The organism is Streptomyces sp. NPDC008150, from assembly GCF_042956945.1.
In the GTDB taxonomy this organism is placed as follows: domain Bacteria; phylum Actinomycetota; class Actinomycetes; order Streptomycetales; family Streptomycetaceae; genus Streptomyces.
On the sequence record NZ_JBIBHJ010000002.1, the window covers coordinates 115,362 to 138,369 of the forward strand.

Annotated in this window: 33 protein-coding genes; all 33 read right to left on the minus strand. The window is 68.4% G+C overall.

What is annotated here, in order from left to right:
* Positions 1-16: 16 nt before the first annotated feature.
* The 33 genes from ACFZA0_RS06270 to ACFZA0_RS06430 all read right to left on the minus strand — a co-directional run bounded on the left by ACFZA0_RS06270 (position 17) and on the right by ACFZA0_RS06430 (position 22,900).
* Positions 17-382 carry a hypothetical protein gene (locus ACFZA0_RS06270; protein ID WP_391012207.1) on the minus strand — a complete coding sequence of 122 codons (366 nt, stop codon included), beginning with the start codon at positions 380-382 and terminating at the stop codon, positions 17-19.
* Between the two features lie 91 nt (positions 383-473).
* The gene (locus ACFZA0_RS06275) at positions 474-1,061 is read right to left on the minus strand and encodes a phage tail protein (RefSeq protein ID WP_391012210.1); all 588 of its coding nucleotides are present in this window, start codon (positions 1,059-1,061) and stop codon (positions 474-476) included.
* A 74-nt stretch (positions 1,062-1,135) separates the two neighbouring features.
* Positions 1,136-1,528: a hypothetical protein gene (locus ACFZA0_RS06280; protein WP_391012213.1), complete on the minus strand. Its 393-nt coding sequence runs from the start codon at positions 1,526-1,528 to the stop codon at positions 1,136-1,138.
* Complete coding sequence (locus tag ACFZA0_RS06285; protein ID WP_391012216.1) at positions 1,525-1,854, minus strand: HK97 gp10 family phage protein; 330 nt, start codon at positions 1,852-1,854, stop codon at positions 1,525-1,527. The genes ACFZA0_RS06280 and ACFZA0_RS06285 overlap by 4 nt, the downstream gene beginning before the upstream one ends.
* Before the next feature lie 380 nt (positions 1,855-2,234).
* The gene (locus ACFZA0_RS06290; protein WP_391012218.1) at positions 2,235-2,648 is read right to left on the minus strand and encodes a hypothetical protein; all 414 of its coding nucleotides are present in this window, start codon (positions 2,646-2,648) and stop codon (positions 2,235-2,237) included.
* A 9-nt stretch (positions 2,649-2,657) separates the two neighbouring features.
* Complete coding sequence (locus ACFZA0_RS06295; protein ID WP_391012220.1) at positions 2,658-3,683, minus strand: glycosyltransferase; 1,026 nt, start codon at positions 3,681-3,683, stop codon at positions 2,658-2,660.
* Entirely contained in the window at positions 3,680-4,639 is a 960-nt protein-coding gene (locus ACFZA0_RS06300; protein WP_391012223.1) for a phage major capsid protein, read from the minus strand. Before ACFZA0_RS06300 ends, ACFZA0_RS06295 begins: the two co-directional genes overlap by 4 nt.
* A 19-nt stretch (positions 4,640-4,658) precedes the next feature.
* A complete protein-coding gene (locus tag ACFZA0_RS06305) occupies positions 4,659-5,309 on the minus strand; it encodes a hypothetical protein (RefSeq protein WP_391012226.1) in 651 nt (216 codons plus the stop codon).
* A gap of 60 nt (positions 5,310-5,369) precedes the next feature.
* Positions 5,370-6,119 (minus strand): hypothetical protein, encoded by a 750-nt coding sequence (locus tag ACFZA0_RS06310; protein WP_391012228.1) that lies wholly within the window; start codon positions 6,117-6,119, stop codon positions 5,370-5,372.
* Between the two features lie 40 nt (positions 6,120-6,159).
* Entirely contained in the window at positions 6,160-7,629 is a 1,470-nt protein-coding gene (locus ACFZA0_RS06315) for a phage portal protein (RefSeq protein ID WP_391012231.1), read from the minus strand.
* Positions 7,626-9,395 carry a terminase gene (locus ACFZA0_RS06320; RefSeq protein ID WP_391012234.1) on the minus strand — a complete coding sequence of 590 codons (1,770 nt, stop codon included), beginning with the start codon at positions 9,393-9,395 and terminating at the stop codon, positions 7,626-7,628. Before ACFZA0_RS06320 ends, ACFZA0_RS06315 begins: the two co-directional genes overlap by 4 nt.
* The gene (locus ACFZA0_RS06325) at positions 9,367-9,810 is read right to left on the minus strand and encodes a hypothetical protein (RefSeq protein WP_391012237.1); all 444 of its coding nucleotides are present in this window, start codon (positions 9,808-9,810) and stop codon (positions 9,367-9,369) included. Before ACFZA0_RS06325 ends, ACFZA0_RS06320 begins: the two co-directional genes overlap by 29 nt.
* Positions 9,811-9,894: 84 nt before the next feature.
* Positions 9,895-10,524, minus strand: a complete 630-nt coding sequence (locus tag ACFZA0_RS06330; protein WP_391012240.1) for a bifunctional DNA primase/polymerase — start codon at positions 10,522-10,524, stop codon at positions 9,895-9,897.
* Positions 10,525-10,951: 427 nt separating this feature from the next.
* Positions 10,952-12,049, minus strand: a complete 1,098-nt coding sequence (locus tag ACFZA0_RS06335) for a hypothetical protein (protein ID WP_391012243.1) — start codon at positions 12,047-12,049, stop codon at positions 10,952-10,954.
* Positions 12,046-12,345, minus strand: coding sequence for a hypothetical protein (locus ACFZA0_RS06340; RefSeq protein ID WP_391012246.1), 300 nt, complete (start codon positions 12,343-12,345; stop codon positions 12,046-12,048). Before ACFZA0_RS06340 ends, ACFZA0_RS06335 begins: the two co-directional genes overlap by 4 nt.
* Positions 12,346-12,595: 250 nt before the next feature.
* Positions 12,596-12,826 carry a hypothetical protein gene (locus ACFZA0_RS06345; RefSeq protein WP_391012248.1) on the minus strand — a complete coding sequence of 77 codons (231 nt, stop codon included), beginning with the start codon at positions 12,824-12,826 and terminating at the stop codon, positions 12,596-12,598.
* Positions 12,827-13,156: 330 nt separating this feature from the next.
* Positions 13,157-13,378: a hypothetical protein gene (locus tag ACFZA0_RS06350; RefSeq protein ID WP_391012250.1), complete on the minus strand. Its 222-nt coding sequence runs from the start codon at positions 13,376-13,378 to the stop codon at positions 13,157-13,159.
* A complete protein-coding gene (locus ACFZA0_RS06355) occupies positions 13,378-13,590 on the minus strand; it encodes a hypothetical protein (protein ID WP_391012253.1) in 213 nt (70 codons plus the stop codon). Before ACFZA0_RS06355 ends, ACFZA0_RS06350 begins: the two co-directional genes overlap by 1 nt.
* Positions 13,583-13,930 (minus strand): hypothetical protein, encoded by a 348-nt coding sequence (locus tag ACFZA0_RS06360; protein WP_391012256.1) that lies wholly within the window; start codon positions 13,928-13,930, stop codon positions 13,583-13,585. Before ACFZA0_RS06360 ends, ACFZA0_RS06355 begins: the two co-directional genes overlap by 8 nt.
* Complete coding sequence (locus tag ACFZA0_RS06365; RefSeq protein WP_391012259.1) at positions 13,930-14,103, minus strand: hypothetical protein; 174 nt, start codon at positions 14,101-14,103, stop codon at positions 13,930-13,932. Before ACFZA0_RS06365 ends, ACFZA0_RS06360 begins: the two co-directional genes overlap by 1 nt.
* Before the next feature lie 228 nt (positions 14,104-14,331).
* Positions 14,332-14,868, minus strand: coding sequence for a DUF6221 family protein (locus tag ACFZA0_RS06370; protein ID WP_391012262.1), 537 nt, complete (start codon positions 14,866-14,868; stop codon positions 14,332-14,334).
* Entirely contained in the window at positions 14,868-15,017 is a 150-nt protein-coding gene (locus tag ACFZA0_RS06375; RefSeq protein ID WP_391012265.1) for a hypothetical protein, read from the minus strand. Before ACFZA0_RS06375 ends, ACFZA0_RS06370 begins: the two co-directional genes overlap by 1 nt.
* A gap of 25 nt (positions 15,018-15,042) precedes the next feature.
* Positions 15,043-15,924, minus strand: coding sequence for an NAD-dependent epimerase/dehydratase family protein (locus ACFZA0_RS06380; RefSeq protein ID WP_391012269.1), 882 nt, complete (start codon positions 15,922-15,924; stop codon positions 15,043-15,045).
* A gap of 9 nt (positions 15,925-15,933) precedes the next feature.
* Positions 15,934-16,332 carry a DUF3307 domain-containing protein gene (locus tag ACFZA0_RS06385; protein ID WP_391012272.1) on the minus strand — a complete coding sequence of 133 codons (399 nt, stop codon included), beginning with the start codon at positions 16,330-16,332 and terminating at the stop codon, positions 15,934-15,936.
* Positions 16,329-16,961, minus strand: coding sequence for a methyltransferase domain-containing protein (locus tag ACFZA0_RS06390; RefSeq protein ID WP_391012275.1), 633 nt, complete (start codon positions 16,959-16,961; stop codon positions 16,329-16,331). Before ACFZA0_RS06390 ends, ACFZA0_RS06385 begins: the two co-directional genes overlap by 4 nt.
* The gene (locus tag ACFZA0_RS06395; protein ID WP_391012277.1) at positions 16,958-17,668 is read right to left on the minus strand and encodes a hypothetical protein; all 711 of its coding nucleotides are present in this window, start codon (positions 17,666-17,668) and stop codon (positions 16,958-16,960) included. Before ACFZA0_RS06395 ends, ACFZA0_RS06390 begins: the two co-directional genes overlap by 4 nt.
* 11 nt (positions 17,669-17,679) lie before the next feature.
* Positions 17,680-17,988, minus strand: coding sequence for a hypothetical protein (locus tag ACFZA0_RS06400; RefSeq protein WP_391012280.1), 309 nt, complete (start codon positions 17,986-17,988; stop codon positions 17,680-17,682).
* Complete coding sequence (locus ACFZA0_RS06405) at positions 17,979-18,806, minus strand: hypothetical protein (protein WP_391012282.1); 828 nt, start codon at positions 18,804-18,806, stop codon at positions 17,979-17,981. The genes ACFZA0_RS06400 and ACFZA0_RS06405 overlap by 10 nt, the downstream gene beginning before the upstream one ends.
* A gap of 9 nt (positions 18,807-18,815) precedes the next feature.
* Positions 18,816-19,199 carry a hypothetical protein gene (locus ACFZA0_RS06410; RefSeq protein WP_391012285.1) on the minus strand — a complete coding sequence of 128 codons (384 nt, stop codon included), beginning with the start codon at positions 19,197-19,199 and terminating at the stop codon, positions 18,816-18,818.
* 8 nt (positions 19,200-19,207) lie between these two features.
* A complete protein-coding gene (locus tag ACFZA0_RS06415; RefSeq protein WP_391012288.1) occupies positions 19,208-21,382 on the minus strand; it encodes a GDSL-type esterase/lipase family protein in 2,175 nt (724 codons plus the stop codon).
* Between the two features lie 180 nt (positions 21,383-21,562).
* Positions 21,563-21,805, minus strand: a complete 243-nt coding sequence (locus ACFZA0_RS06420) for a DNA-binding protein (RefSeq protein ID WP_391012290.1) — start codon at positions 21,803-21,805, stop codon at positions 21,563-21,565.
* 157 nt (positions 21,806-21,962) lie between these two features.
* Entirely contained in the window at positions 21,963-22,199 is a 237-nt protein-coding gene (locus ACFZA0_RS06425; RefSeq protein WP_391012292.1) for a hypothetical protein, read from the minus strand.
* Positions 22,196-22,900 (minus strand): hypothetical protein, encoded by a 705-nt coding sequence (locus ACFZA0_RS06430; RefSeq protein WP_391012295.1) that lies wholly within the window; start codon positions 22,898-22,900, stop codon positions 22,196-22,198. Before ACFZA0_RS06430 ends, ACFZA0_RS06425 begins: the two co-directional genes overlap by 4 nt.
* Between the last annotated feature and the right edge of the window lie 108 nt (positions 22,901-23,008).

The window sequence follows — 23,008 nt, forward strand, 5'->3', positions numbered from 1 at the left end:
TCAATGAGATCAGCCTCTACCGCCTCCGGGTGCCGCTCCCAGATCGAGAAGACCCACTGGACTTTCCCAGGGACTCACCGGAGATGCGGCTGACGTCGCCCACGAACTTCCCGAAGCCGTCCATGTCCGGGTCGAGTTCTTCGAAGATCTCGTAGTCGTCGGGGTGGAGGTTCGTCTCCATGAACGTGTCGATGTCGCCGCTGTTCAGGGCGCGGATGGTCGATGCCCGCCACCGGCCGGACGGCACGCAGCGGACGTCCTTGGTGACGCCGTCGTACCCGGCGAGCGGCACCGTGACGTAGTCCCCGTCGAGCTCCGCCTCGGCCTCCTGGGCGTTGGCTGCTTCGCGGGCGGCGTCGAGTTCCTTCTTCGTGGCAGGCATGGGCGCGGGCCTCCTCAAGGCATGGCGCGGGCAGACAGGGAGGTGGGCGGGCGGGGCCCGCGCCGGCTGGCTATCCAGCCCGCCCACCGGTTCAGGAGCCCGTGTACGTGGGCGTGGTGGGGATCTTGTCGACGTGGTAGACGGTGTTCCCGGAGTCGTCCGGGTAGGTGGTGATCGTCCACTCGTAGCCGCTCATTTCGTCCTGCTTGAAGCTGACGTCGGAGCGGTCGTTGATCTCTCCCTGCGGGACGTAGAAGCCCTTGTAGCTGGATCCGTCGATGACGAGGAACCAGAACGCGCGGCGGTCCGGCACCGGGGACGCGGTCTCCGCGTACTTGGTGAGGCCGTCCTCGTCCGGCTCCAGCGCCGCCGCGTCCAGCCGGTACTGCAGCGACTGCACGGACACGCGGCTGGTCTCCCACACCGTCAGGCCGAAAGTGCGGACCGACTTGGTGATCTGCGTGCGGAACGGGCTGGTGAGCCCCCACGGGGTGAACTCCTGGGAGTCCTCGTCGAACCCGTAGGTGAGGCCGTCGTCCGAGATCGCGCCGAGCGGCTCCCACGGCGCCACGGGCTGAGCCAGCGGCGACGCCGGGGCGGCCGTACCGACCGGCGCCACCCATCCCCCGCCGTTCGCTCCGACGAGCGCCAGGTCCGCGGCGCGAGTGATGTTGACCATGAGATGTCTCCAGACATGGAAAAGCCCGCGCACGGGCGGGAACAGGGGGTCCGGCGCGGGCCCAAAACCGGTCGTCAGGAGACCGGGTGGCAGAAGAGCTCGTAGGTGGCCCCCACGCGGCGGAGGGCGGTGTTCTCGTAGGGGCGAGCCGCCGGGAGGGACAGGCAACTCGTGCGCCCGATGACGGCGTTGGTGCTCACGCTGCCGCGCAGGTCACGCGTCACCCAGTCGTGGACCTCGCCGGCCAGGGCGATGGCGTCCGCCCTCGTCGCGGCGTACACGTTGATGTCGACGACCGGCCGCGACAGCCGCAACCCGTCATCGCCGCCGCCGGGGATCTGCTCGATCTGGATCGTCGGCAGCTCGCTGAGCAGGCTGTTGTCGAGCTCATCACGCACCACCGAGTCCGGCCAACGGGCCGTTGCCCGGGTGATGAGCTCCAGCTCAATATCCACAAGGGCGGTCACTGGTTCCGCCCGCCCAACCGGGCTGCCCGCAGCAGTACATGATGGGCGCGAACCTTCTCGGTCCCGTACTCCACCCGCCACGCGTAGTACGCCGTGTTGCGGACGATGCCCGCCGCCCGGTCCTTGCTGTAGCCACCACGCCTGGTGCTGCTCGCCTGCCACGAGGCCTTGTAGTGGCCAGGGTGCGGGCCCGCTTCGTAGACCGGGGACAGACCTACGGCAACACCCTTGATGACCTCGGCGCGGCGCAGCATCTCCGCCTGCATGCCCGGCATACGGAGCATCTGGCCGATTCCCCGCGACTTCATCTTGAACTTGGTGGCCATCAGACCTCCTCAGCCGGTGACCCGGTCGGCAGCGAATTGGATCGGGCCGCGGGTACCGGTGAAGGGTGATCGACCCCAGTCTCCGGGTTCGCCGGTGATGTTGCAGTCGACACCGCGGACGCGCGCCTTGTCGGTGGTACGTAGCGGCATCCGTGGGTGGCCTGCCGGTGCGTACACAGTCCAGCCAACGATGACGGTGTCCCGAGCCTGCTGCTGCTCGCCCCCCACCTGTGGCGTCTCCGCCCGAGGCGCGACAACGCAGCCAGCCAGGTCGAACGACTCGTCAGCGCCCGGCAACGGCTGGCCGCGAGGCCCTCGCCCTGGCGATTCGCCGGTGCGGATGATCCGCACCGTCTCCCCATACGGGTACGGGGCCGGCATCAGGGGTAGCCCCAGCCGGGCTCGTACTCTCCGTAGATCCCCGCGTCGTCGACCGGCCACGTTGGCGACGGGTCGGCGGTGCCGGGGGTTGGATCCACAGTGAACGCGCCGCCCCGGCCGGCCAGGGACTTGAGCGCACTCTTGTCGGCCTTCGTCAGATACAGGCCGCCCGACCCGGACGGCCGCTGTACCGACATCGGGCCGATCGTCTCGTAAGACACCTGCTGGGGATTGACGTAAGCCCGGCCGGCGACCGACAGGACGACTGCCTCTGCGCCCTCGGGCAGAGGCTTTACAACGGTCTGGCAGAGCGACGTGGCGGTGGTGATGAGGAGGTCAGCTCGATCGCCGTGAATCTCGTCGAGACCTAGGACGAGCCCGAGCTCCTCTGCGGTCGGAGGAACGAATGCCACAGCGTCCTCCTAAGCCAACGCCTCCACGGCATCGCACCAGGCGGACAGTTCGTCCGTCGGATCCAGTTCGGCACTGCGGGCCTTCGCCCGCTTCGACGCCAGCCGGTACTCGGCAGGCGCCTCCAGCTTCCGCAGGACCGCCTCCCACCCGTCCAAGTCCTGCCGCTCCAGGAAGATCCCACCCTCGGCCAGCGACTCACACAGACCCGGCGTCGGATGCGCGAGAACAGGGATACCGCTCGCGAGCGCCTCAACGCCTGCCCGGCCCCACGACTCGTAGAGCGACGGCATGAGCAGCACCTTCGTGCGGCTGTACACCGCCTCCCGCATCTTGTGACCCGACATCTGCTCGACGACCTCGACGTTCGACAGGTCCGAGTAGTCGGTCTGCTCGCCGTAAGCGCCCATCACCGCAAGGAACTTCCGGTCCGGCATGCGTTTGGCCAGGTCGTGGAACAACCCGCCACCCTTGTCAAGGTTCGTGTTGATGAGGGTGATCCGGTCGCCGGGCTTCGTCGCATAGTCCTCGGCGAACACCGGCGGCCGGATGATCAGCGAAGCCTCGGGGCGAATCGCCTTCGGATACTCCGCGAAGAAGACTTCCGCTTCCCGCGCCATCCACTGCGAGTTGTACACCGCCAGCGCAGTCCCACCAGACGCCATGCCCTTGAACGTCGGCGTGAACGTGTTGTGGCAGATCGCCACGAACGGCTTCCCGTACCCGCGGGCCAGGGCCGCCGTCGGCTTCACATTCTCCAGATGCGACACCAGGACACTCGCCCGCCGGACAGCGCTGGCGAAGTCCAGACGCGACTCCAGCGGAATTACCTTCACGCCGTCCAGCTCATACGGCTCGTGATCCTCGCCGTACCTGGACAGCCACACCGTGACATCGTGCCCGCGCCCGACGAGAGCACGGAACATCGACCAGGCCATCCACTCCGCCCCGGCGTTGTGCCGGGGCGGGGCGGCGTGCAGCCGGGCAACGACCTGCATCGCCCGGCCGCTCTTCCCGCCGCCGCGGGCCTCGATCACGACCCGTAGGCCGGGGTGCCGGTGTACTTCACGAACGCGGACGCGTCGCCCTGCACGTAGCCGTAGTAGGCCTCCGCGAGGATCAGCACCAGGTTCTCCTGGAACGCCGAGTGGACGCCGCCGTCCTCGTCGATGTACGTGGCCTCCTTCGAGATCCGCACGGTGATGTCCATGCCGACGCCGTAGGCGGCCTGCGACCAGTCGCCGCCGATCGCCCGCAGACCGGAGTCCGAGCTGGTCGACTGGCGGCGCTGCTTGCCGGACACCGAACGGGAGTAGGCGAGCGGCTCACCGATCAGCGTGCCGGCCGCGGCCATGTCGGTGCCCGGAGTCTGGGTGTCGACCAGGATCGGACGGCCGGTCGTGTCGGTCGCGAGCAGCAGCTTCGGCTTCAGGCGGTGGTCGGCGACGGTCCCCGTGTAGTCGAAGTCGTCGTCGATGACCTTCTCCATGCCCTTGACCAGGTCGGCCCAGATACCGCCGGTGCTCTGCGACGCCGTGCCGAGAACCACCGAGTTCGTGGTCATCGCCAGGTAGTCGGCGAATGGGCCGGCGGCGCCCTTCATGGTCAGACCGTGGATCGCCGCGTGGTCGAAGGCTCGGGCGAACGCGGTCGGCAGGTCACGCTGGAGCTGCGTGTACAGGCCGCCCGCGTTGGTCATGGCGACCTCTTCGGCGACCGGGATGAGCACGGCGAGCTTCTTCGCCGTCATCTGCTTGATGCCGACCGAAGAACTCGACAGAGGCTTCTTCTGCGCCTGCCCGACCCAGTCGGCCTGCGGCACGTCCATCGGGATCGGCACCGACGTGGTCGCGTCGATCGCCAGCGGCGCCGGGCGGGCCAGCGTCATCACCGCGGACTGCTCCACGGACTTCTCGAAGATCGGCGCCGTGATGGTGCGCGGCAGGAGTGAGGCGTTGACGTCGGACAGCTTGAGGGGGGCCGTAGCCACCATGACTTCTCGCTTTCAGCAGCTACGTGAGCTGCGACTTGAGCCACCCGGAGAACTCGTCTTCGGGGGTGAGGGGGCGTGTCTTGTTGGCGCCGGACGCCTGAGTGCGGTCCGGCGCAGGACGCCGCGAGCCCTCCGGGGGCTGGGCCTTCGCCCAGTGCGGCTTGCGCTCCAACAGCGCCTGGAGATCCGCCTCGATGGCGGACTCGTCGATGTCGCCGTCTTCGCCGATGTACGAGCCGAGATCGAGCGCACCAACCGCGTCTTCGGGGTCCGTGAACGCGGCGCGATCCTCCGAGGAGGCGCCGGCCAGTGCCTGAACGCGCGCCTTCGCCAAGCTCTGGCGGGTCTTCGCGATCTGGTCGTTGGCCCGCTGCAGCTGGTCGTTGAGGCGCTCGGACTCCGACTTCTCGGCGTCCTTGATGGCCTGCAGCTCAGCAGCCTTCGGTTCCAGTTCCTTCAGGCGCTTACGGAGGTTCGCGGCCTCCGAGTTCGCCTTCCGGATCTTCGCCTCGGCTTGCTTCCGGTCGAACGGCCTCTCTTCGCCGGACTCCGCCTCCTGGGCGTCATCCGTCGACTCGGCTCCGTCCTGTTCCGCGGTGGTCGTCTCCTCGACGCTCTCCTCGGTTCCGGACTCCTGCTGCTCGCTGCTCTGCTCGGTCTCTTCAGGCATGACGAATCGGCCCTCCAGGGGCTGTGAAATGGGAAAGGCCGCCACCAGGGCGGCTGTTGATCAGAAAGAACCGGGGTCCGCTTGCGACCTCTGGTCTGCGAGTGCTGCCCGGAAGAGCCGCAGTTGCTGCCCCGGATGTCCTTGAGCGAACTGCTGGTAGATGCGGTCCCACTCGCGGGCCTTCGGCGACAGCGCGAACGTCTGGCCGCGGAAGACAGGGATCGGCTGGCAGCGGCAGTAGTTGTGGTACTTGATCACGCTGTCGTTGCCGATGAACTGGTCATTGGCGTCCCCGCCGACTGTGCCGCGGTCCTTGTACACGGCGCCGCGGCTGGACATCAGAGCGCAGAACGGACAGCAGCCGAGAGCCGCGGCGCGCGCATACCCGACGGCCCCCCGGTCCTGCTGGACAGCGTCCGTGACCGTGCTGCGGCCGGCATTCAGCACCAGCCGGTCGACAGCCGCGTCAGCACGTGACATGGCAGTCTCCAGTCGCGTGTCGAACGGCCCCTGATCGGTGGCCACATCGTCTTCTGTCCGGGGCCACAGGTCTTTCGTGGCCCACCGCAGTGAGTTCGACGTCTGATCCTCCGGCGGAGGGTCCCCGAGTGGCACCGTGAACACGCCGGTTATGCCGGCGGCTTCGCGTTCCCCGTCGTAGAAGTCGGCAGCCAACGTCGCGGACACCTGCGAGTAGCGTGCCACCAGGGCCGCCACCGCTTCGATCCACGTCGGGACCGTCGCCTGCAACCGGTCCGGGTTGATCAACCGCCGCAACCCGCGCAGATCCCTCAGCAGCAGCGTCGTCAACCCCAACTGGGCTCTTCGCCAACGGGCAACAGCCGCCGTGCTATCCGAGGTCGTCGATGCCAAGGTCGGCCTCCGACGGCTCCGCAGCAGGGCCACTGGTGGAGCCCGCCCCAAGTTCGGCAAGGCGGTCCATCAACTCGCTGCTACCTGTGCGTCCCGCGCTACGCCGACGGTCTGTTGCGATCCGCTGCCGCTGCCCCTCGGTGAAGCCGGCCATCTCCAACGTGACGTCGGAGTCCGCAGGCAGCACACCCGCCTGCACCAGCTTCACCGTGGCGTCGACCTGCGCGGCGACGGTTGGCGTTGCCGGGTTGCGCCACACCGTCTCAATGCGGCGGGCCTTGTCCGGGGGTTCGCCGTCCCGTACCCACAAGGCGAGACGCATGGCCTGCTGCCAGGCGTGCCCGAAGCGGCGGATCCGCCGCTCGGACCGCTTGACGAGCTTGGCCTCGGTGCTGCGGATCGCATCCGCGGAGGCGGGGTTGTCGGTGGTGTAGCCCAGCATGTGCGGTGGCAGCCCGAACTGACTGGACATGATCCGCGCATACAGGTCGATGATCTTCGTCATGCCGGTCGGGTCGTGCGCAGCGAACTGGCCGACGGCCGGCACGTTGCCTTCCTCGTCCCGCTCCAGCGCCAGAACCCGCCCGATGTAGGTCTCCCAGGCGCTCTTGGCGGTGCCGTCCGCTTCCTGGAACGCCGACTCCGACGCGCCGAGGATGTACCGCTGCGGGGCGCCGAAGAACTCCGCGGCAACTTCCATGCCCATGAGGCGCCGGCATGCAGCGTCCGTGACGGACATGACCTCCGGGGTGATCTCCGACTTCCCGACCCGGTCCGCAGTCCGCTGACGGTTCGCCAGCCTGACCACCGGGACGACACCCAGGTTGTGGATGTCGCGGTCGACGACCTTCCAGCCCCCGGACTGCGACGGCAGGCACATCACCGTCTGATCCGGCAGGTACAGGACCAGCATCCGCTCGTCGGGACCAGACTCGATGAACGTGTCCGCAGCGCACTCCCGGAGTGCTGCCGTACCCATCCGAAGGCGGGCGTCCCACATCAGCGTCATGTCCAACGGCGACTCTGCCGAGATCAACGGCGGGCAGTCGCCACCACACTCCCCGGAACCGACCGCCAGGTACTCGCGGCCGTAGACGAGAGCATCCAGGTGGGCGAGGCTCGACTCGTCGAACAGGTCGTTCGCCTCGGCGATCTCCGCCAGGTCACTGGAGCCGGCGCCGTCAGCCCACCGGAACGCCTCCAGATCGAGGCGCTCCTCCAGCGACTCGACACCGACCCGCGGCCAACCGATCACCGTGTGCAGGCCCTTGAGCTGAGGCGGAATGCTGATACCGAGATCCCGAACCAACTGCTCGCCGTTGAAGTAGGCATCCCGCAACTGCAATGCCCAGCGGTCCCGCAGCATGTCCGCGCGCAACACGTTGATCAGGGCGAGTTCATCGTCCGACAGGAACGTGAGGGGAAGTTCAGGAGCGTAGGAGGTCATCGCAGCACCACAACCCTCCCCTTGCCGGTGGCCTTCTTCTTGGGCCGTTTTGCCGAGTTGAGGATCATGCGGCGCAGCATCCGTGCCCCGATCGCACACACCGCGAGGTCGATCTTCCTGGCGGACTCACGGTGCTCCTTACCGATCGTGATGCCCCAACGGTTCGTGCGCCGCCGGGCGTTGATCACATGGGTACGCAGCACCTTGTGCCCGTCATGCAAGAGCGTCCGCTCCAGCACATCCGCGTGAGCCCGCTTCACGGCCTCGGTGAACGTCTCCTGGTTGCGGGTATCGCGCATGTCCCAGCGCACCGCGTGCGCCTTCGGCCCCGACAGGACCGAGCGCAGCGCCAGCTTCGGACCCCACGTCTGACCCCAGAGGTCGATGTACGTGTCCCAGTACATCTCGCCCTCGTCGTCCTGGCCCGACCCCGGGTCAGCGAAGAACGCCAGCACCTTGAACCGGGCGAACGTGTGCTCCACAACGCCGTGCACCTCGTCGCGCGGAACCTGGTACGGCACGAACCCCGGGGTGTTCGGCGCCGGCCAGTTCGGCGGCTTCTGCCACACCCCGAGCGCCGTCACGAACCCGTCCGACATACGGCACGCGCACAGCCCCGTGGCGTCGTCGCTCTTGGAGCCGTCGAAGAACAAGACGATCTCGTCGCCGTCGACGAGTTGCAGGCCCTCGCGCTTGCAGGCATCCCACTCGTAGCGGGCCATCCACGCATCCTCGGCAGCGACGACCTGGTTGTACCAGAAGCGCCGTGACCTGCTCGGAGGGTTCCGGGGGTCCAGAATCGACTTCACCAGGCGCGGAATGTTCAGCCAGGTCGAGTCGCCCCGCACCGCCAAGAGCACCTTCTCCAGCCACGGCTTCGTCAGCTTCGCCTCGGGCGGGGCTTCCAGCGAGTCGTACAGGATGCCGGTGTCTTCCGCGCGGCCGGCTTCGGCTGCCTCGTAGGCGTCCCGGGTCTGCTCGGCAACCGAATCCTCGCCAGGCTCGAATGCGTTGGTGATCGCGAACGTGCGAGCCGAACCATCCGCTGACTTGGTGGCGTTGCGTTCAATCGTTGCGGCCATCTCGTGGCCCTGATTCGACTCGATCCAGTGATGCGTTTCATTGAGCAGGGTGAACGTAGTACGTCCGCCTTCAAGGGATCGCGGCGACGAGGTGACCGCCTCGATGCGACTGAGCCCTTTGTGGGCGTAGACGATCTCCTTGCCAACCTCAATGCCGTACTCGGCCTTGGCTTCTCTCGTGAACAGCGAGCCAAAGATGATCATTGTGTTGCGGGTCTGGTCCTTCGACACCGCAGCGATCTGCACCCACGCTTCCGGATGAGGCTCGCCGACGGGCTGCCCAGCCGGGACACCGCGGAACTCACCAGCCTTGGCGACTCGACCGTTCCACCGGCACGGCCCGACGAACTCCGTAGCCGAGAGCGTCGCCCCGAAAGGATCCTTCCCCCAGCCCTTGAGCCGTTGAAGCACCGCGTCCCGATAGATGAACTCACCCGACTCGGGGTCCAGGGCGTACCACCAGAACAAGATGCGAATCTGCTCCGATGTGTACCGCCAGGGTCTACCCATGCCCTGCTGCAGATTGCGGTGAGCCCACCCCGCGACGTGGTACCCGAGCGTGAACGCCGGTACGACGTAGTCGCCAGCCTCGTCCTTGGTCCACGTGGGCCCGATCACGAACGGGGTGATGGTCTCCGGAACGGCCTCGTCGACCTCAGCCGCTGAAGGCGGAACGGTAGTCATCAAGCACCGCCACGTCAGCGTCGGCCTGCGCGGAGGGCTTCTTCCGCTCCAGCTCCATGCGGGCCCGCCGGCGGTCGCCCTCAGTCGTCAGCAGCGACGACATCACCGAGTTCAACGCCGCCACCAACTGGCCGTTCGGGCCACGCTCCGAGCAGTCCAGCACCCGCGACATCAGCTCCGCCGCATACCGGGCCACAGCCCAGTCCGACGGCTGGTAGAACGCCGCCTGACCCGACTTACGCAGCGACAGATACCAGTCCGTCGCGATCGGATCCCACAGCGGGCTCGGATCCGGGAGTTCCGGCAGATCCGCAGGCGCCCCAGACGGGGCCTTGGTGATCGAGTCCTTCTCATCCTTCGAGCGGTGGCCCATGCGTTCCTCGGAACGCTTACCGATAGGTCCACGTGCGCCCATGACGACCTCCAGGGTCAGAGCGCGCCACCAGGGCGCACAGCGGGCTGGAAACGACGACGCCCCGTCAGGGACGCCGCCAGGGCGTCACGAGAACGAAGCGATCAAACCGGCCGCATCAGGCAGCTCGGCAAGACTCAGAGGCGTACCCGGAACCCGGTCGCCGATGATGATGTAGCGGCGATCCGAGTACACCTCGACCGCCAACTCCCCCCGGCGGATGCGCCGGCCGTGCGGAACCGCACCGCGGAACCAGAGATGCAGGCCAGTACCTGACCGCCCGCGCTCCATGTACGTCGGCGGCAGTTGGTCGACGATCGTCTGTGCCCACGGGAGGACCCGCCCGCCGTCGACGGCATGGTCCAGGTCGATGACCACGATGCCGTCGCCGGCCGTCAGAACGAATCCGACACCGTCGCCGGTCGTCGACGAGGCGACCGCCTGGTAGTCGGACCAGGAGGAAGGGTCGTTGACCGCGGCGAAGCGGCCGTCGGTGCGCATGGGCACCTTGTCCTTGTGCCGTACCCAGCGGGGGCGGGCGGTCAACTCGGCCGGGATGCGGGCCTGCTGTTTGGCGGCAAGCTCGGCATCACGGGCGCGCTTACGGGCGCGAGCTGCAAGGACGCGGTGCGAGTCCGTGCAGTAGCGGCGGTCCGACCGGTGCATCACCGGCAGGTCTCCACCGCAGTGCGCGCACCGCTGAAGCGTCCCTGGCATGCGACCAGTCTACTGGTGCGAGTTAACGGCTACAGCGAACTGACCTGCACAGTTACCCAGTTGGGACGCGAAGCCGACCAACGGCCTCACTCAGGCCGCCAGCATCAGTGCAGGTCAGCGCCTTGGAAACCCGGGGGCGATGTCAGGTGCTATACGGGGCCGATCCCAAAAGATCATGATCATGGGGTCTCCCCCCAGGTCGGATTGATCTTGGAAAAGTTGATTTGGATCATGAAATTTGGGCCTATTTGATCTTGGCAACGAAGATCAAATGAACCGCTGGAGCCAAGATCAACCGGCTTCCCGTCAACCCCAACCAAGATCCACACCTCGCACGCGCGGTGACCACCACACGCGCTCGCCACCTCGCCCTGGCCTGCCATGCCGGCCGACGAGGCAGCACCTGCCGTGCCGGTCGCCCTGCCCCTCACCCGTACCGGTAGGCGGTGACGTCGAGGGCCTGCCCTGCCGCGACCAGGAGGGACGCAGTGACGGTGACCGTGACGCCGGCCGCCGTCTGCGTTCCTGTCTTGACCCTCGCGGTTGCCTTGCCTATGAGGCCTGCGCTCGCCACGATCTCGACGTCGTAGGTGGCGCTCGGCATGGGCGTGGTCCAGGTGATGGCCTGGTCGTAGGACGCTCCGAGTGCGATGAGCGGCAGCGTCGGTACTGCCCGGCGGATCGCATTGGTGCGCGCTTCGAGGGCTGCTGCTCGCGTCTCCAGTGCTGTTGCCCTGCTTGCAACGGCTGTTGCTGCACTGTTCGCACTGTCGGCTTTGGTGCTTGCCGTGTTGGCTGTGGTCTGGGCTGAGGTCGCGGTGGTGGCTGCCTGGTCGGCTGCCGTCTTGGCTGCCCCGGCCGTGCTGTTGGCGGAGGCGGCCGTGGCGGCTGCGCTCTGCGCTGTCGTGCTCGCCGTGCCGGCCGTCGTCTTTGCGGCGGTGGCGTCGGCGCCTGCAGCTGTGGCGGCGGCTTGAGCGGAGGTGGCCGTGGTCTTCGCGGTGGCGGAGTCTGTTGCGGCTTGGCTGGCGGTTGTTTGCGCGGCCCCCGCTGTGGCGGCGGCTTGGTCTGCCGCAGCAAGCGCTTGGGCGGCGGCGTTCGTCGCGGATGTTGCTGCGGTGCTGGCCTGCCCTGCAACCGCGTTGGCGTCCTGCGAGGCGGCGAGCGCGAGCCCGGCTTTGTCGTAGGCGCCTTGGGCTTGGACCCCGAACGAGTTGGCGTCGGCTTGTGCTTCGGCGATCAGGGGCCGGAGTGCGGTGATCTCCTGCTCGGCCTGGTCGATCAGCGCTTGGAGGCGGGCGTGCTCGGTGCTCGCGTTCTGCTGCAGCGGTGCGAGTTGGGCGGCGATGTCGGCGAGGGTGGCGAGCCGGGTGGCCATCTCCGCGGCGAGCGCGTCCTGTTCAGCTTTCTGTGCGGCGAGCCGTTCAGCGACCTCGGCGTTGTCTGCGAGGGCCGCGTTGGCAACGGTGTCGACCATGGCCTTGGTCGCCGCGTCGGGGATCTTGGGGCTGTAGCTGGTGCGCCTCATGTCCGGGTCACCGACACCTTGGGCGTCCCGGCGGAGATGAGCTTGACGACGGTTGGGCCTGCGGTGGGCGGCTCGACCTGGGCGGAGCTGATCGCGGCGGGGAGGACGCGTGAGGCGCGGCCTTCGACGGCGGGATCGGTGCCGTCGACGGTGAAGTAGATGGGTGCGGCCCCGTCGTGGCTGAGGACTTCGATCTCGTCGACGTCGTCGGGGAAGTGCACGGTGGTGATGGCGCCGGCGTCGAGGGTGATGCCGTGAACGCCCCACTCGTCGGCCTGGACGGTATAGCTAGCCACGGCGTCCTCCGCGGAGGGCCTTGGCGTGCTGGCTGGTCCACAGGCCGGTCGCTGCCTTGTGCCTCAAGGCGCAGTATCCGCGAGCTCGGGCGCCCATGAACTTGGAGACGGACCGAACGCATCGGTCGAAGTCCCCAGCAGTCCCCCATTTGATCTTGGCCGCCCCCTGCCCAGACGTCCAATAGCGACGAAGCGTCTCGGCGTTGCCGCGATTCTTCCGGCTCCCTCGGCCCTTGCTGGCCACAGATCATCACTCCTTCTGCGGCGCGGGCTCCTGCTCGATGGGCTCTTGGTGGTCGTCTACCCGCTCGATGCGGGCGACTTGCGTGGCGGGGATGGCAAGGGCGATGTTCATGTCGCCGTGGGGGTCCCGGTCCTTGAAGAGCGCCCATCCGTCAACGAACTCGACGGTGAGGTCGGGGTCCTCGATGACGGTGTCGTCGCCGCGGCGTTCAGCGTGAACGATGAGGTAAGCCGGCACGGTCACCTCAGTCCGGGGTGTGGTTCTTGTGGCCTGTTGCGGCCGGGGCGGGGGTTGGCGCGCTGGGCTGCGTTGCCCTCTCGGCTGCTCTTCTGGGCGTGGCATTCGGCGCAGACGCCCTGGAGGCGGTCTTCGGCGTGGGCGTCGGTCTTGGCTTCGATGTGGTCGCAGTGGCTGGCCGGTCTGACGCCGCAGATCTTGCAGACCACGTCGCGGGCGAGCACCTTGGCTCGGATAGCCCGCCAGTTCGACGGGAGCCGGGCCTTGCGGTCTGAGTTCGCCCAGCCGCTGCTCATGGGTGGGCCTCGGCGTTGGGGTCGTCAGTGTCGCTCATGCCGATACCTCGTGGCGGATGCTGATACTTCTGGCGAAGAGGGTGAGCGTGACGGTGACAATGTCGCCGTTGGTGATCTCGTGGATCTGGATGTTGGCGTCTGCGGGGACGGCGACTTCGACGCCGTTGATGCGGATGGCGTTGGGGACGAGGAAGCCGGGCTGATCGTCGGCGGTGGTCCGGCGTTCGATGATCTCGATATCGGCGCCTTGGAACATCACACCTCCTCGGGGCTGCGTTCGGTGTCGCTGGTGAGCGCCCAGCCTGCGAATCCGGCTCGTTGTCCGGGTGGGGTGCTGGCGACTGCGATGCCGTAGAGGCGGACAGCGGTGTCTTCGGCGCGGGTGAGGGCGTCGCCGTCGCTGCTGCCGGTGATCTCGACGGCGATCTCGCGGATGCCGTCGCCGAGCTTCACGGTGACGTCAGGCATTGCGGATCCGGGCGTTCCTCAGTTCGTCCTGTGCTTTGCGGATCTCGTCCTGCACCTGCTCGTGGAACTTCTCGAACTCGCCTTCGACGTGGACCTTGAGGAAGAGGGGCTTGCCGTCGGCGTCGACCGGGATGTCGTTGGCGGGGATGTCGATGGTCTCCTCGAAGACGAGGACGGCTCGGGCGCCGATCCGCGGTACGAGATCGCCGTCGCTGAGCAGGTCGCGCCGGATGGCGTCGAATCCGGCTTCGTCGGTGGGGGCCTGGTCGATGACGAGAATGAACGGCGGCCGTTCGTCGTTGGCGCCTTCGGGGAGTTCGAGGATCTGGAGGCGGGCCATCAGTCGGCCACCTGCTCGTCTTGGCGGATGATGCTGCGGACGTTCGCGGCGGGGATGTGGGCGACGGGGGTGTTGCCGCGGAAGGCGGTGTACTGGTCGCCGAGGGGTTCCACCGTGGTGGCGGTGATCTCGTCGGTGTCGCCGGTGAGGTAGTTGATGGTGTAGCGGGCCATGGCGCGGGCTCCTGGATCAGGTGGGGCGTTGAGTGGCGGTGAGGGGTAGTTCGTCGCCGGCTGCGATGACGGCTTGCCCGGTGGGCGGGTCGGCGTTCTCGCTGGGCTTTTTCCATGTGCAGCAGCAGCGTTCGTTGTTGATGAGGAGTCGATCGCAGGCGGGCTTCGGGCAGCGGATCACTGAGCGCACGGGGTCGCCCATTCGGTAGGCCATTGCGTCCTCTGGTGTTAGGGCTGCCAGCGGGCCCTTCGGAGCGCCTCGGGCACGTCGCTGGTGGTGATGGGCGGGGTGAGGATGCCGCCGTTGGCGTAGCGCTCGGCCAGCGACTTCGGCTCGTCCGGCTGTGGCCGGTCGAGGCTGGCCAGGATCTCCGGCGTGATGCCGTGGGCGTGCGCGAGATCCAGTAGCTCTGGGCAGTCGTTGATATTGTCGGTGATCGGGTTGCAGTTGTCCTGCACCCATTCGACGCCGCAGCCCGCGCAGGCTGCCGCTCGCGCCGTCGCAGCCGCACCCGGATCGACTCGGTGCCGGGTAAGGATGCGGCGGTCCGCCTCGCAGCGGCGGAGGACGGCGGCCGGGTCGTTTCGGATCATGTGTTGGGCGGTTCCGCCGCGGTGGACGAGGGCGACGGTTCCGTCGTTGTCGTGGTCTCGAATCTCGTGGACGAGGGCGTCGTAGTACCAGCGAGGTGAGGGTTGCTCGTGGTCGCGCGCCACGCGCTCGGCTGCGTCAACTTGCCGGGTTATCCAGGTATGGAGATCCATCAGGCGCCCATGCCGGCGAGGAGGATGGTCTTCACCAGCTCCAGTGCTTGCTGTTCGGTGAAGCCAGCTTCGATGTGCGCCTGGAACACTTCGTGCAACTGGGCTGCTGCAGCTGCGAGTTGCGTGAGGGGGTCTTCGGGGTCGAACACGGCGCGGGCCTTCCGGGTGGGGTGGTCAGGCGTGGAGGGCTCGTCGCACGCCTTCTTCGAGGGTGACGGCGGGCTGGTAGTGGGTGAGCATGCGGCCGGGGTCGGACACGCGGTGGTGGACGCCTCGGGGTGCGTCGGCGCGGTGCTTTAGCTGCGGTCGGTAGCCAGCTGCTGCGGTGACGATGCGGGCGAGTTCATCGAAGGATGTGGCCCTGCCCCAGCCGAGGTTGACGGGCCCGGTGACGTCGGCGTCGAGGAGGGCGAGGGTGGCGCCGACCAGGTCGCTGATGTGGATCCAGTCGCGGGTGCTGCTGCCGTCGCCCCAGATCTCGAACGGGTCGTCACGGCGGGCGGCCCGCTGGATGAACGCGGGGAACGGGTACGCGTCGTCCTGGTCTTCGCCGTAGCCGGAGAACGGCCGCGGGATGAGGATGCGGCAGCCTTCGGCCTCGGCGTAGGAGGCGAGCTTCTCCCCCGTCAGCTTCGCCCAGCCGTAGGTGGCGTCGGGTTCCTCCATGTACTGGAGGTTGATGTCCTCTTCGTACAGGCGCCGCACGTCACCGGGCTGCTGAAGCGTGACCGGGTAGGCCGCGCTGCTGGAGAAGTACACGGCCCTCGGGGTGCCGCTGCGGATCAGCCACCGCATGTACCAGGCGTCGAGCGCCAGGTTGGTGCCAACGCCGAGGGGGCTGCCGTCGATGCTGGCCCGGCCGCCGACGATCGCCGCACAGTGGATGGCGAGGTCGTAGCGGGTGTTGTCGGTGCGGAAGAAGTCGAGGGCATCTCCGCTGGGCACGAGTGGGGCGGCGTTGAGGTCGATGCCGACGACCTTGTCGCCTCGGTCGCGGAGCGCCTGGTGCAGGTGCCTGCCTACGAATCCTGAGGCGCCAGTGAGGAGAACGCGCATGGGACCCCCTCAGAGCCAGGCGACTGCGGCGGCGTTGATAGCAAGGTGAATCGTGTTGTCGGCGATGATCATCAGCCACACGGCCAGCCATGCCGGGCGGTCCTGGTGGTAGCCCGTCCCGGAACACTCCGCCCATGGATGCCAGTGGGAGCGCGGCGCCAGGAAGTTCTTCGCCCACACGACGTGTCGCGCCAGCCGGTAGTGATCGATGACCGCGTGCGTGATGACGATGACCGCCAGCGCAGTCGGGGATCGCGTAACCAGCAGGAACGGCAGACCGTAGGTAACGGCGTGCGCGATGGCGGGCCACCAGCGCTTGGTCTTCTCGTTCGCCATCCAGTCGGACTGGATGAGGTAGTCCCCAGCGAGGTGGGCGAGGAGGATTCCGAACGCGACTGCCCCGGTCACTCAGTGACCTTCACGGCCCGGTAGACGCCCCACGGCAGTCCGCTGTCGACGGGTTCCAGGCCGAGGGCGGCGCAGGCGTCGGCTTGCTGTCCCTTCGACCAGGTGGTGACACCGATCCACGAGTCGGCCTCGCTGGGCTGGTCGGAGACGGGCCAGTCGAGGACGAGGATCCCGCCGAGCTTCGTCGCGGCCCGCAGCTTGCCGATGATGTCGAGGCAGTCCGCCCAGCTGTGGTGGATGAGGACGGCGAGGCAGTACACGGCGTCCATGCGGCGCCGGCCGAGGTGCTTGGCGATGCCGTCCGCCGCAGCCTGGACGGTGGTGACGTTGAGGGCCATGTCCGGGTGGGCGGTGATGATGTCCGCGGTGACGTCGGTGAGCCGATCGAGCATCCGCTGCGACGAGTCGGCGGCGGTCACCTCGTAGCCAAGTGCAGCCATGGGGATGGCGACCCGTCCGTCGCCGCACCCAAAGTCGAGAACCTTCGCCCCGGCGGGTATCACGGTGGCGAGCATGTCGGCCTGCGCCCGCCCGGAGTCCCAGTACGCGTCCTCGGACACGCGGCGCAGGGGGTGAATCGCTTCCGGGTCGGCCTGATCCCAAGCGGCGATGATGGCTTCGGCGGTCATACTGCCTCCTCGACGAGCTTCCGCAGCTTGACGAGGTCGGCTTGCAGCCCACCGTTGTCGCGGTAGGCGATGTAGGCGGCGCCGTCGGCCTGTGAGCGTTCCGGGCTGTTGCAGTCCTCGTAGACCGCGTCGAGGCTGGCCTTTCCAGCTGCCGGGTGGAGGTGCTCGATGACCATGTCGTCGAGGTAGGTGATGCGGCCCATGCCCTTTCCCCAGTCGAGCCAGACGAGGTCGAGGCAGAGGTGCACGAGCTGAGGGGGCGCCATGTAGTCCAGCGTGGTGACGATGTCGGAGGTCATTGCGACGGCGGTGGCCATGGCCTGGCCCTGGAGGAGGTCGTTGCCGTAGACGATGCCGGGCCCGCCGGACAGGCACTCCCGGATCCGGGCGTCCCACGCCATCGCCGCGGGCCGGGGCCGGTGGTCGTCGCCCATGAACGCGAGGTACCGGTACTGGTCTGCGTTCTTCACGGCGGCCTGGTTGAGGGTGCCGCACAGCCGCTTCCGCGCCCAGAACACGAACCGCACCCGGGCGTCGCCGGCGAGGTCCTTCGCCAGCGCCTTGTAGGCGGCAAGCTCCGGGTCGTCCTTGTCGACGCAGAACAGCAGGTCGGCGGTGGCGCCGGTGTCATCCCACGCCTGCACGATCTCCGGCACGGCCTGTGGTCTGCCGCGGGTGGGGACGATGACGAGGAGGTCGTCGGCCATGGCGGGCCCCTTCAGTAGACGGTGAGGGTGCCGGGTGACCGGTAGACGGGGGTTTCGGCTCCGGCAGTCCAGGTGATCCACACGGCGTAGTCGCCGGCGGTGAGGGTGGTGGCGCCGCCTGCGGGGCCGATCAGGATGCGGGCCATGGGTGTTGACCACTCACCGGTGAGCCAGTCCCCGGCTTCGGGGTTGTCGTCGCCGTCGGCTGGGAGGAACGCAAACTTCGGTGGGGCGCTCATGCTGATCGCGGACCCGGCGGCTTTGGATACGGCGGTGAGCCGCACGTATTCGGTACTGGTGGCTGCGAGTCTCATCGCCATGGGCCAGATACCTCCCAGCCTGCGTGTGCGCTGCCGACGAGGGTGTCGAGGATCGGGCCGGCGGCCTGCGCGGTAAGGCTGGCGGTGGCGCTGAAGGCGGCTGCCCCGGAGACGGTGAGGGCGGTGTCCGTGGTGAGCGCGGCTTCCGCGGTGAGCCCGGCGGTGACGGCGATGACGCGGGTTGCTGCGGCGGTGAGGCTGGTCTCGGAGGTGAGCGTCGCCGCGCCGACCAACACGGCGCCGTTGCCGGTGGTGTTGAAGTTGTCGTACTCAGCGAAGTCGACGGTGCCGGCGTTGCGGTAGGCGATGAGCTGGATGTTGCACTGCTCGGCGTCGGTGCCTACCCAGGACGGGGTGGCGAGGGTGCGCCGGTTGGTCCAGGTGGTGCCGTCGGCGCTGGTGTCCCAGTACACGGTGCCCGACGCTTCACGGATGCGGAGCCAGGCGTGGTTGGTGGCGTCGTAGGTGAGTTCGACGCTCGCCGGGTCGTCGTAGCTGGTGATCGACTGTGCGCGGAGTTTCGGCGTGGCCGCGGCGACGTACACCCACTGGATCGCTTTGCCTTCGGTGGCCGACTCGACCACGAACGCGGTGGTCACCGTGGTACCGGTACTGAGAGCCGGCTTGGTGACGAGCTTGACGTAGGCGCTGCCGCCGGTGAGAGTCCAGGCGGCACCGGACTGGTAGGCGGCGTAGCTGCTGATGCACGGCACCCTTGCCCTGCCGCCTGTCTCGCTGACCCCGCCGTAGGAGTCCCCCCAGTTCGGGCCGATGCTGTTGTCGTTGAAGTTGTCGATCAACGTGCTGACGTTCGGCACGCTCGCCTCCTACGCGATCGACAGTGCGAGCGCCCCAGCGGCGATCTTGAAGTCGTCGCCGGATGCGGTCGTCCGGGATGTGGTCAGCGCCCCGTACCAGAGGCGGACCGGGGTTCCCGCGGAGTCCCAGATCTCCACACCGACGACGGTGGCGGCCGGCATGCCCGACCAGACGAGGTCGGCCGAGTTGCTCGTTGCCCCGTTCGTGGCCGCGGCGACGGTCATGTTCTTCCGGGCGTAGGAGCCGCCCGTGACCTCGGTGCCGGCCGCCGAGTCGCTGCCGTTCGCGGTCACGAGGGCGACCTTGAGCGGGGTGGTCGGCGCGGTCGTTGTGTTACCGCACAGCCAGTCCAGGGCCCGGTTCTCGGCCGTGTTCGTGAGGTTGTCGGCCACGTGTCCTCCTAGGCGGGCATGAGGGCACGGAGTGCCGTGGTGATCCGGCGGGACAGGTAGATGTGCCCGGCGTCCGTCGGGTGGATGGCGTCGGCGCCGATGTAGGCCGCCGCGTTCTGCGCGGTGATCCAGGCCCCCTGGGTGGTGACGAGGGTGCCGGTCGCGTCGTAGCAGGAGCCGGTGTACGGCGAGATGAAAGGCAGGCCTGCGGCGGCTGCTGCGGTGCGGAGCGTCGCATCGGTGTTGGTGATCGTGCTGCCGGGGCTCCCGGTGGGCGCCCAGCAGCCGATGACGACGGTCTGGCAGGTCGGCAGCCCCACGGTGATCGCCGCGTAGAGGCTGTCCGCAGCCGTCTTGATCGCCGTCTGGCTGCCGGTGTTGTCGTTGTAGCCCGCCCAGACGATTAGCCGGTCGGGTGCCCAGGCGATGACGTCGGCCTGGACGCGGTCGGCGAGGGTGGCGTAGGAGCCTGGGGTGATGTAGCCGGTGCCGCCGCGGGCCTGCTCCCACGCGTCGGTCGCTCCGAGGAGGCGTGCCGCACGGGCGAACCATGTGCCGGCCCCGGCGCCGGTGTTCTGGGCGGAGCCGTCGGAGAGGCTGTCGCCGAACACCATCAACCGGCCGCCCTGGGCGGGGACTTGCCACATCGTGGCGGTCGCGGGCAGGTAGATGCCGCCGAACGGGAACGTCGTGAAGTCCAACCGGATGCGTCGTGGTGCCGCGGAGCCGAGGTCGATGGTGATGAGGTGCCCGGACCCGGCCGTCGTGCCGCCGCTGCTCTGCATCAGGTCGGTGACCTTGCGGCCGTCGATCGACAGCCGGTACATCGTCGCGGCGGAGATGTACTTCATCCGCACCTGGAATGTCTGCGCGTCCGTGCCGAACTCGACCGACCAGACAGACTGCCCGCTGGAGTAGGTGTTCGGGTACTTCGACGTCGGCAGGACGTAGCTGGTGTCCGGTGAGACGGTGCCGATCTGGAAGCCGCCCGCACCGAGAAACGTGAACAGGCCGGTCACATCGGTGCCAGTCAACGCCACACCGGCCGGGGCGTACTTGATGTACCCGGTCGTCGGCGTGGTGGTCTGCGCGGTGCTGATCGTGGGCGCCGTACCGGTGTAGAGGCTGTCCGCGAGGGCCTGGTCCGGGAGGTCCCGGCGTCGCCAGATTTTCGAGGACAGGGCGTTGAGGACGATGGTGCCCTGTTTGCCGTCGACGCTGGTTACAAGGTTCGTCGCGGGGTCGCCGGTGTCGCCCTTGGGGCCGGTGGCGCCCGTTGCTCCGGTCGCTCCGGTCGCTCCGGCGGGGCCTGCGGAACCGGTGTCGCCCTTGGGGCCTTGAGTGCCGGCTGCACCCGTGTCGCCTTTCGCTCCGGCGGGTCCCTGGGGTCCGACGAGGCTGGCCAACCATGCGGTCTGACTGCCGGAGTACCCGGCGGCCTGTGCCACCTGGTAGGCGGACGGCCCGTCTGCGCCGGCCTGTCCTGCCGGGCCCTGATCTCCGGGGTCGCCCTTCGGGCCCTGGCTGCCGGTGTCACCCTTGGCGCCCGTTGCACCTGGCGTCCCGGTCGGCCCGGCTGGCCCCTGTGCCCCGGTGTCGCCCTTCGCGCCTCCGGGGCCCTGGTTTCCGGTGTCGCCCTTGGGGCCTTGCAGTCCGGTGTCGCCGCGGTCGCCTTTCGCACCGGCCGGTCCGGCGGCGCCTGCCGCGCCCTGCGGCCCGGTCTGACCGGCCGGCCCTTGCGGTCCGATGAGGGAGGCCAGCCAGTCGGTGACGGTGCCGTCGAAGCCCTCGCCAACGGCCAGTTGGTAGGCGGACTTGCCGCCTGCGTCGCCGCCGCCGGGCGCCTGGGCGGGTACCAGTTCGTCGAGGTGGACGGTGTCGCCGTCGTTGCCGTGGATGTCTGCCCAGAACGTGACGCGTCGGCCCTTGCTGGGCTGGACGTCGACCTGCCACATCCACCCGTCCGGGAGGATGCCGGGCGCGTTGTTCGGGATCAGCTGGACGGAGAACTCGCCGTCGACGATGGGCGTTTTGCCGCCGCCGGGGTAGATCGCGTGCCGGTCGGGGTCTGTGAGGACTGCGGACGGCGTGCAGACGATCTGTCCGCCGTATCCGGCGCCTGCCACGGCTGCGGGGAGGGTGCCGACAACGGTGACGACGGGGGTGCCTGTTGGGAACGCCACGGCACCTCCCGGCGGTTGGTGTCCCGCCGCCTCAACGGGGGGCGTGGGGCGGCGGGACGTCGGGGTGATGAGCGGCACCCCGGGTTCTGCGTCCGCCCGGCCCCCCACGGGCCGGGCGGACGGGGGCCGAGCGCGTGGCGCTTCAAGGCCCCTCCCTGCGACGACCAGACGCAGGGGGCTTCAGGCGGCGAGTAAGCCGTGGTCGATGACTGGTGGGGCTTCGGCGGGGGTGATGAGTTCGCGGGTGTCGTTGTCGCGGTTGGCGGCGGGGAGTTCGGCGAGGTCGTAGAGGACGCCGTTGCGTCGCCGCTTGGTGTCGCCGTGTCGCGTGAGACGGCCTTCGGCTGCCCATCGGCGGATGGTGGCGGCCGGCCTGCCGGTCCAGTAGGCGGCGAGGTCTTCCGTGACGAGGTGCGGGGGCATCGGTTCACCCCCGGACACGACGAAAGGGCCACCTATGGGTGGCCCTCCAGGCACAGCGAGATCGATTGGAGCAGACGATACGCTCACCGCTGATCAAACGGCAAGTCATGTTGCCGAAACAGCATCGAGCGCCATGTGTGGCGAGCAACGACGCCGGTCACCTGCTCAGCTTCGGGTCGGTCACGGCAATGACAGCCTCGAACACACCCTGATGGAACTCGCCTTGCCAGCAGCCCATCACCCTGGGCAGCGCGGCCCGTTGCCGTTCGGCTAGTTCGTGCGCGTAGCCGTTCATCAACTCGCCCGCGAGGTTGTCGTCTATCCCGGCACCCAGGAGGGCCAGATATAGCTTCCAGGACGGCCGGGTCATATCCAACGGGTCATCAAGGTTCACGCTGCCGCTCCGCCCATCTCGACGAGCACGGCTTCTTGCGCGGCCCGGAGGTCTCGCCATTCACCGAGCCCGTCCCAGCGAGTTCCGCAGCCATGGCAGCGGACGCGGTGCGTGTTGGTGGTGGCGGTCAGCTGCTCTCCGCACAGGATGCCGTCGACGCGCACAGGGCAGTGGCCGATGGCGACGCGGCCGGGTCGTTTCTCCCCGGAGGCGAGGGCGGTGCATTCGGCGTGGAGTCGGCGGATCTCCTCGACGTCCTGCCCGACCTCGTCGTAACTGCTGGCCGCCCAGAGGAGGTTGTTGCGGAGGAACGTCACCTGCTCGGGCAGGGCTTGAGCTGCACTCCCCCGCCAGGGGGCGACGGTCCAGCCGAGGGCCTGCCGCCACGCATCCTCGACCGCTGACAGCCTGGCAGCCACTCCCCCGGGCCCGACGAGGGCGAGGACTTCGAGCCGCGGCGGGATCGGCGGCGTCTTGGTGCCGGACGCTCCGCCGCTTTGCCGTCGGGCGCCCCGCATGAGCATTGCCGTGGTGTCCAGCCGGGCGTACAGGCCGGGGAGTTCGGCGAGCCGGGTGGCGGTGGCGTCTTCGCAGGGCCGGCAGATCCAGCGGCCTGTCTCGGCGACCCAGAGCTGTCGCCCGCAGCGGGGGGCGGTGCAGGTCGGCCACTGGTAGTCGTCGGTGGTGGGGTGGTCGTGCACGATCGGCTCCTCGTGGTGCGGGGAACGTGTTGCGCTTGAGCCAATGGTGCACCAAGGGGTTGACACTGCGGGCCAACAGCCCAGTGTGGATGTGCAGGGGCCCCAGTC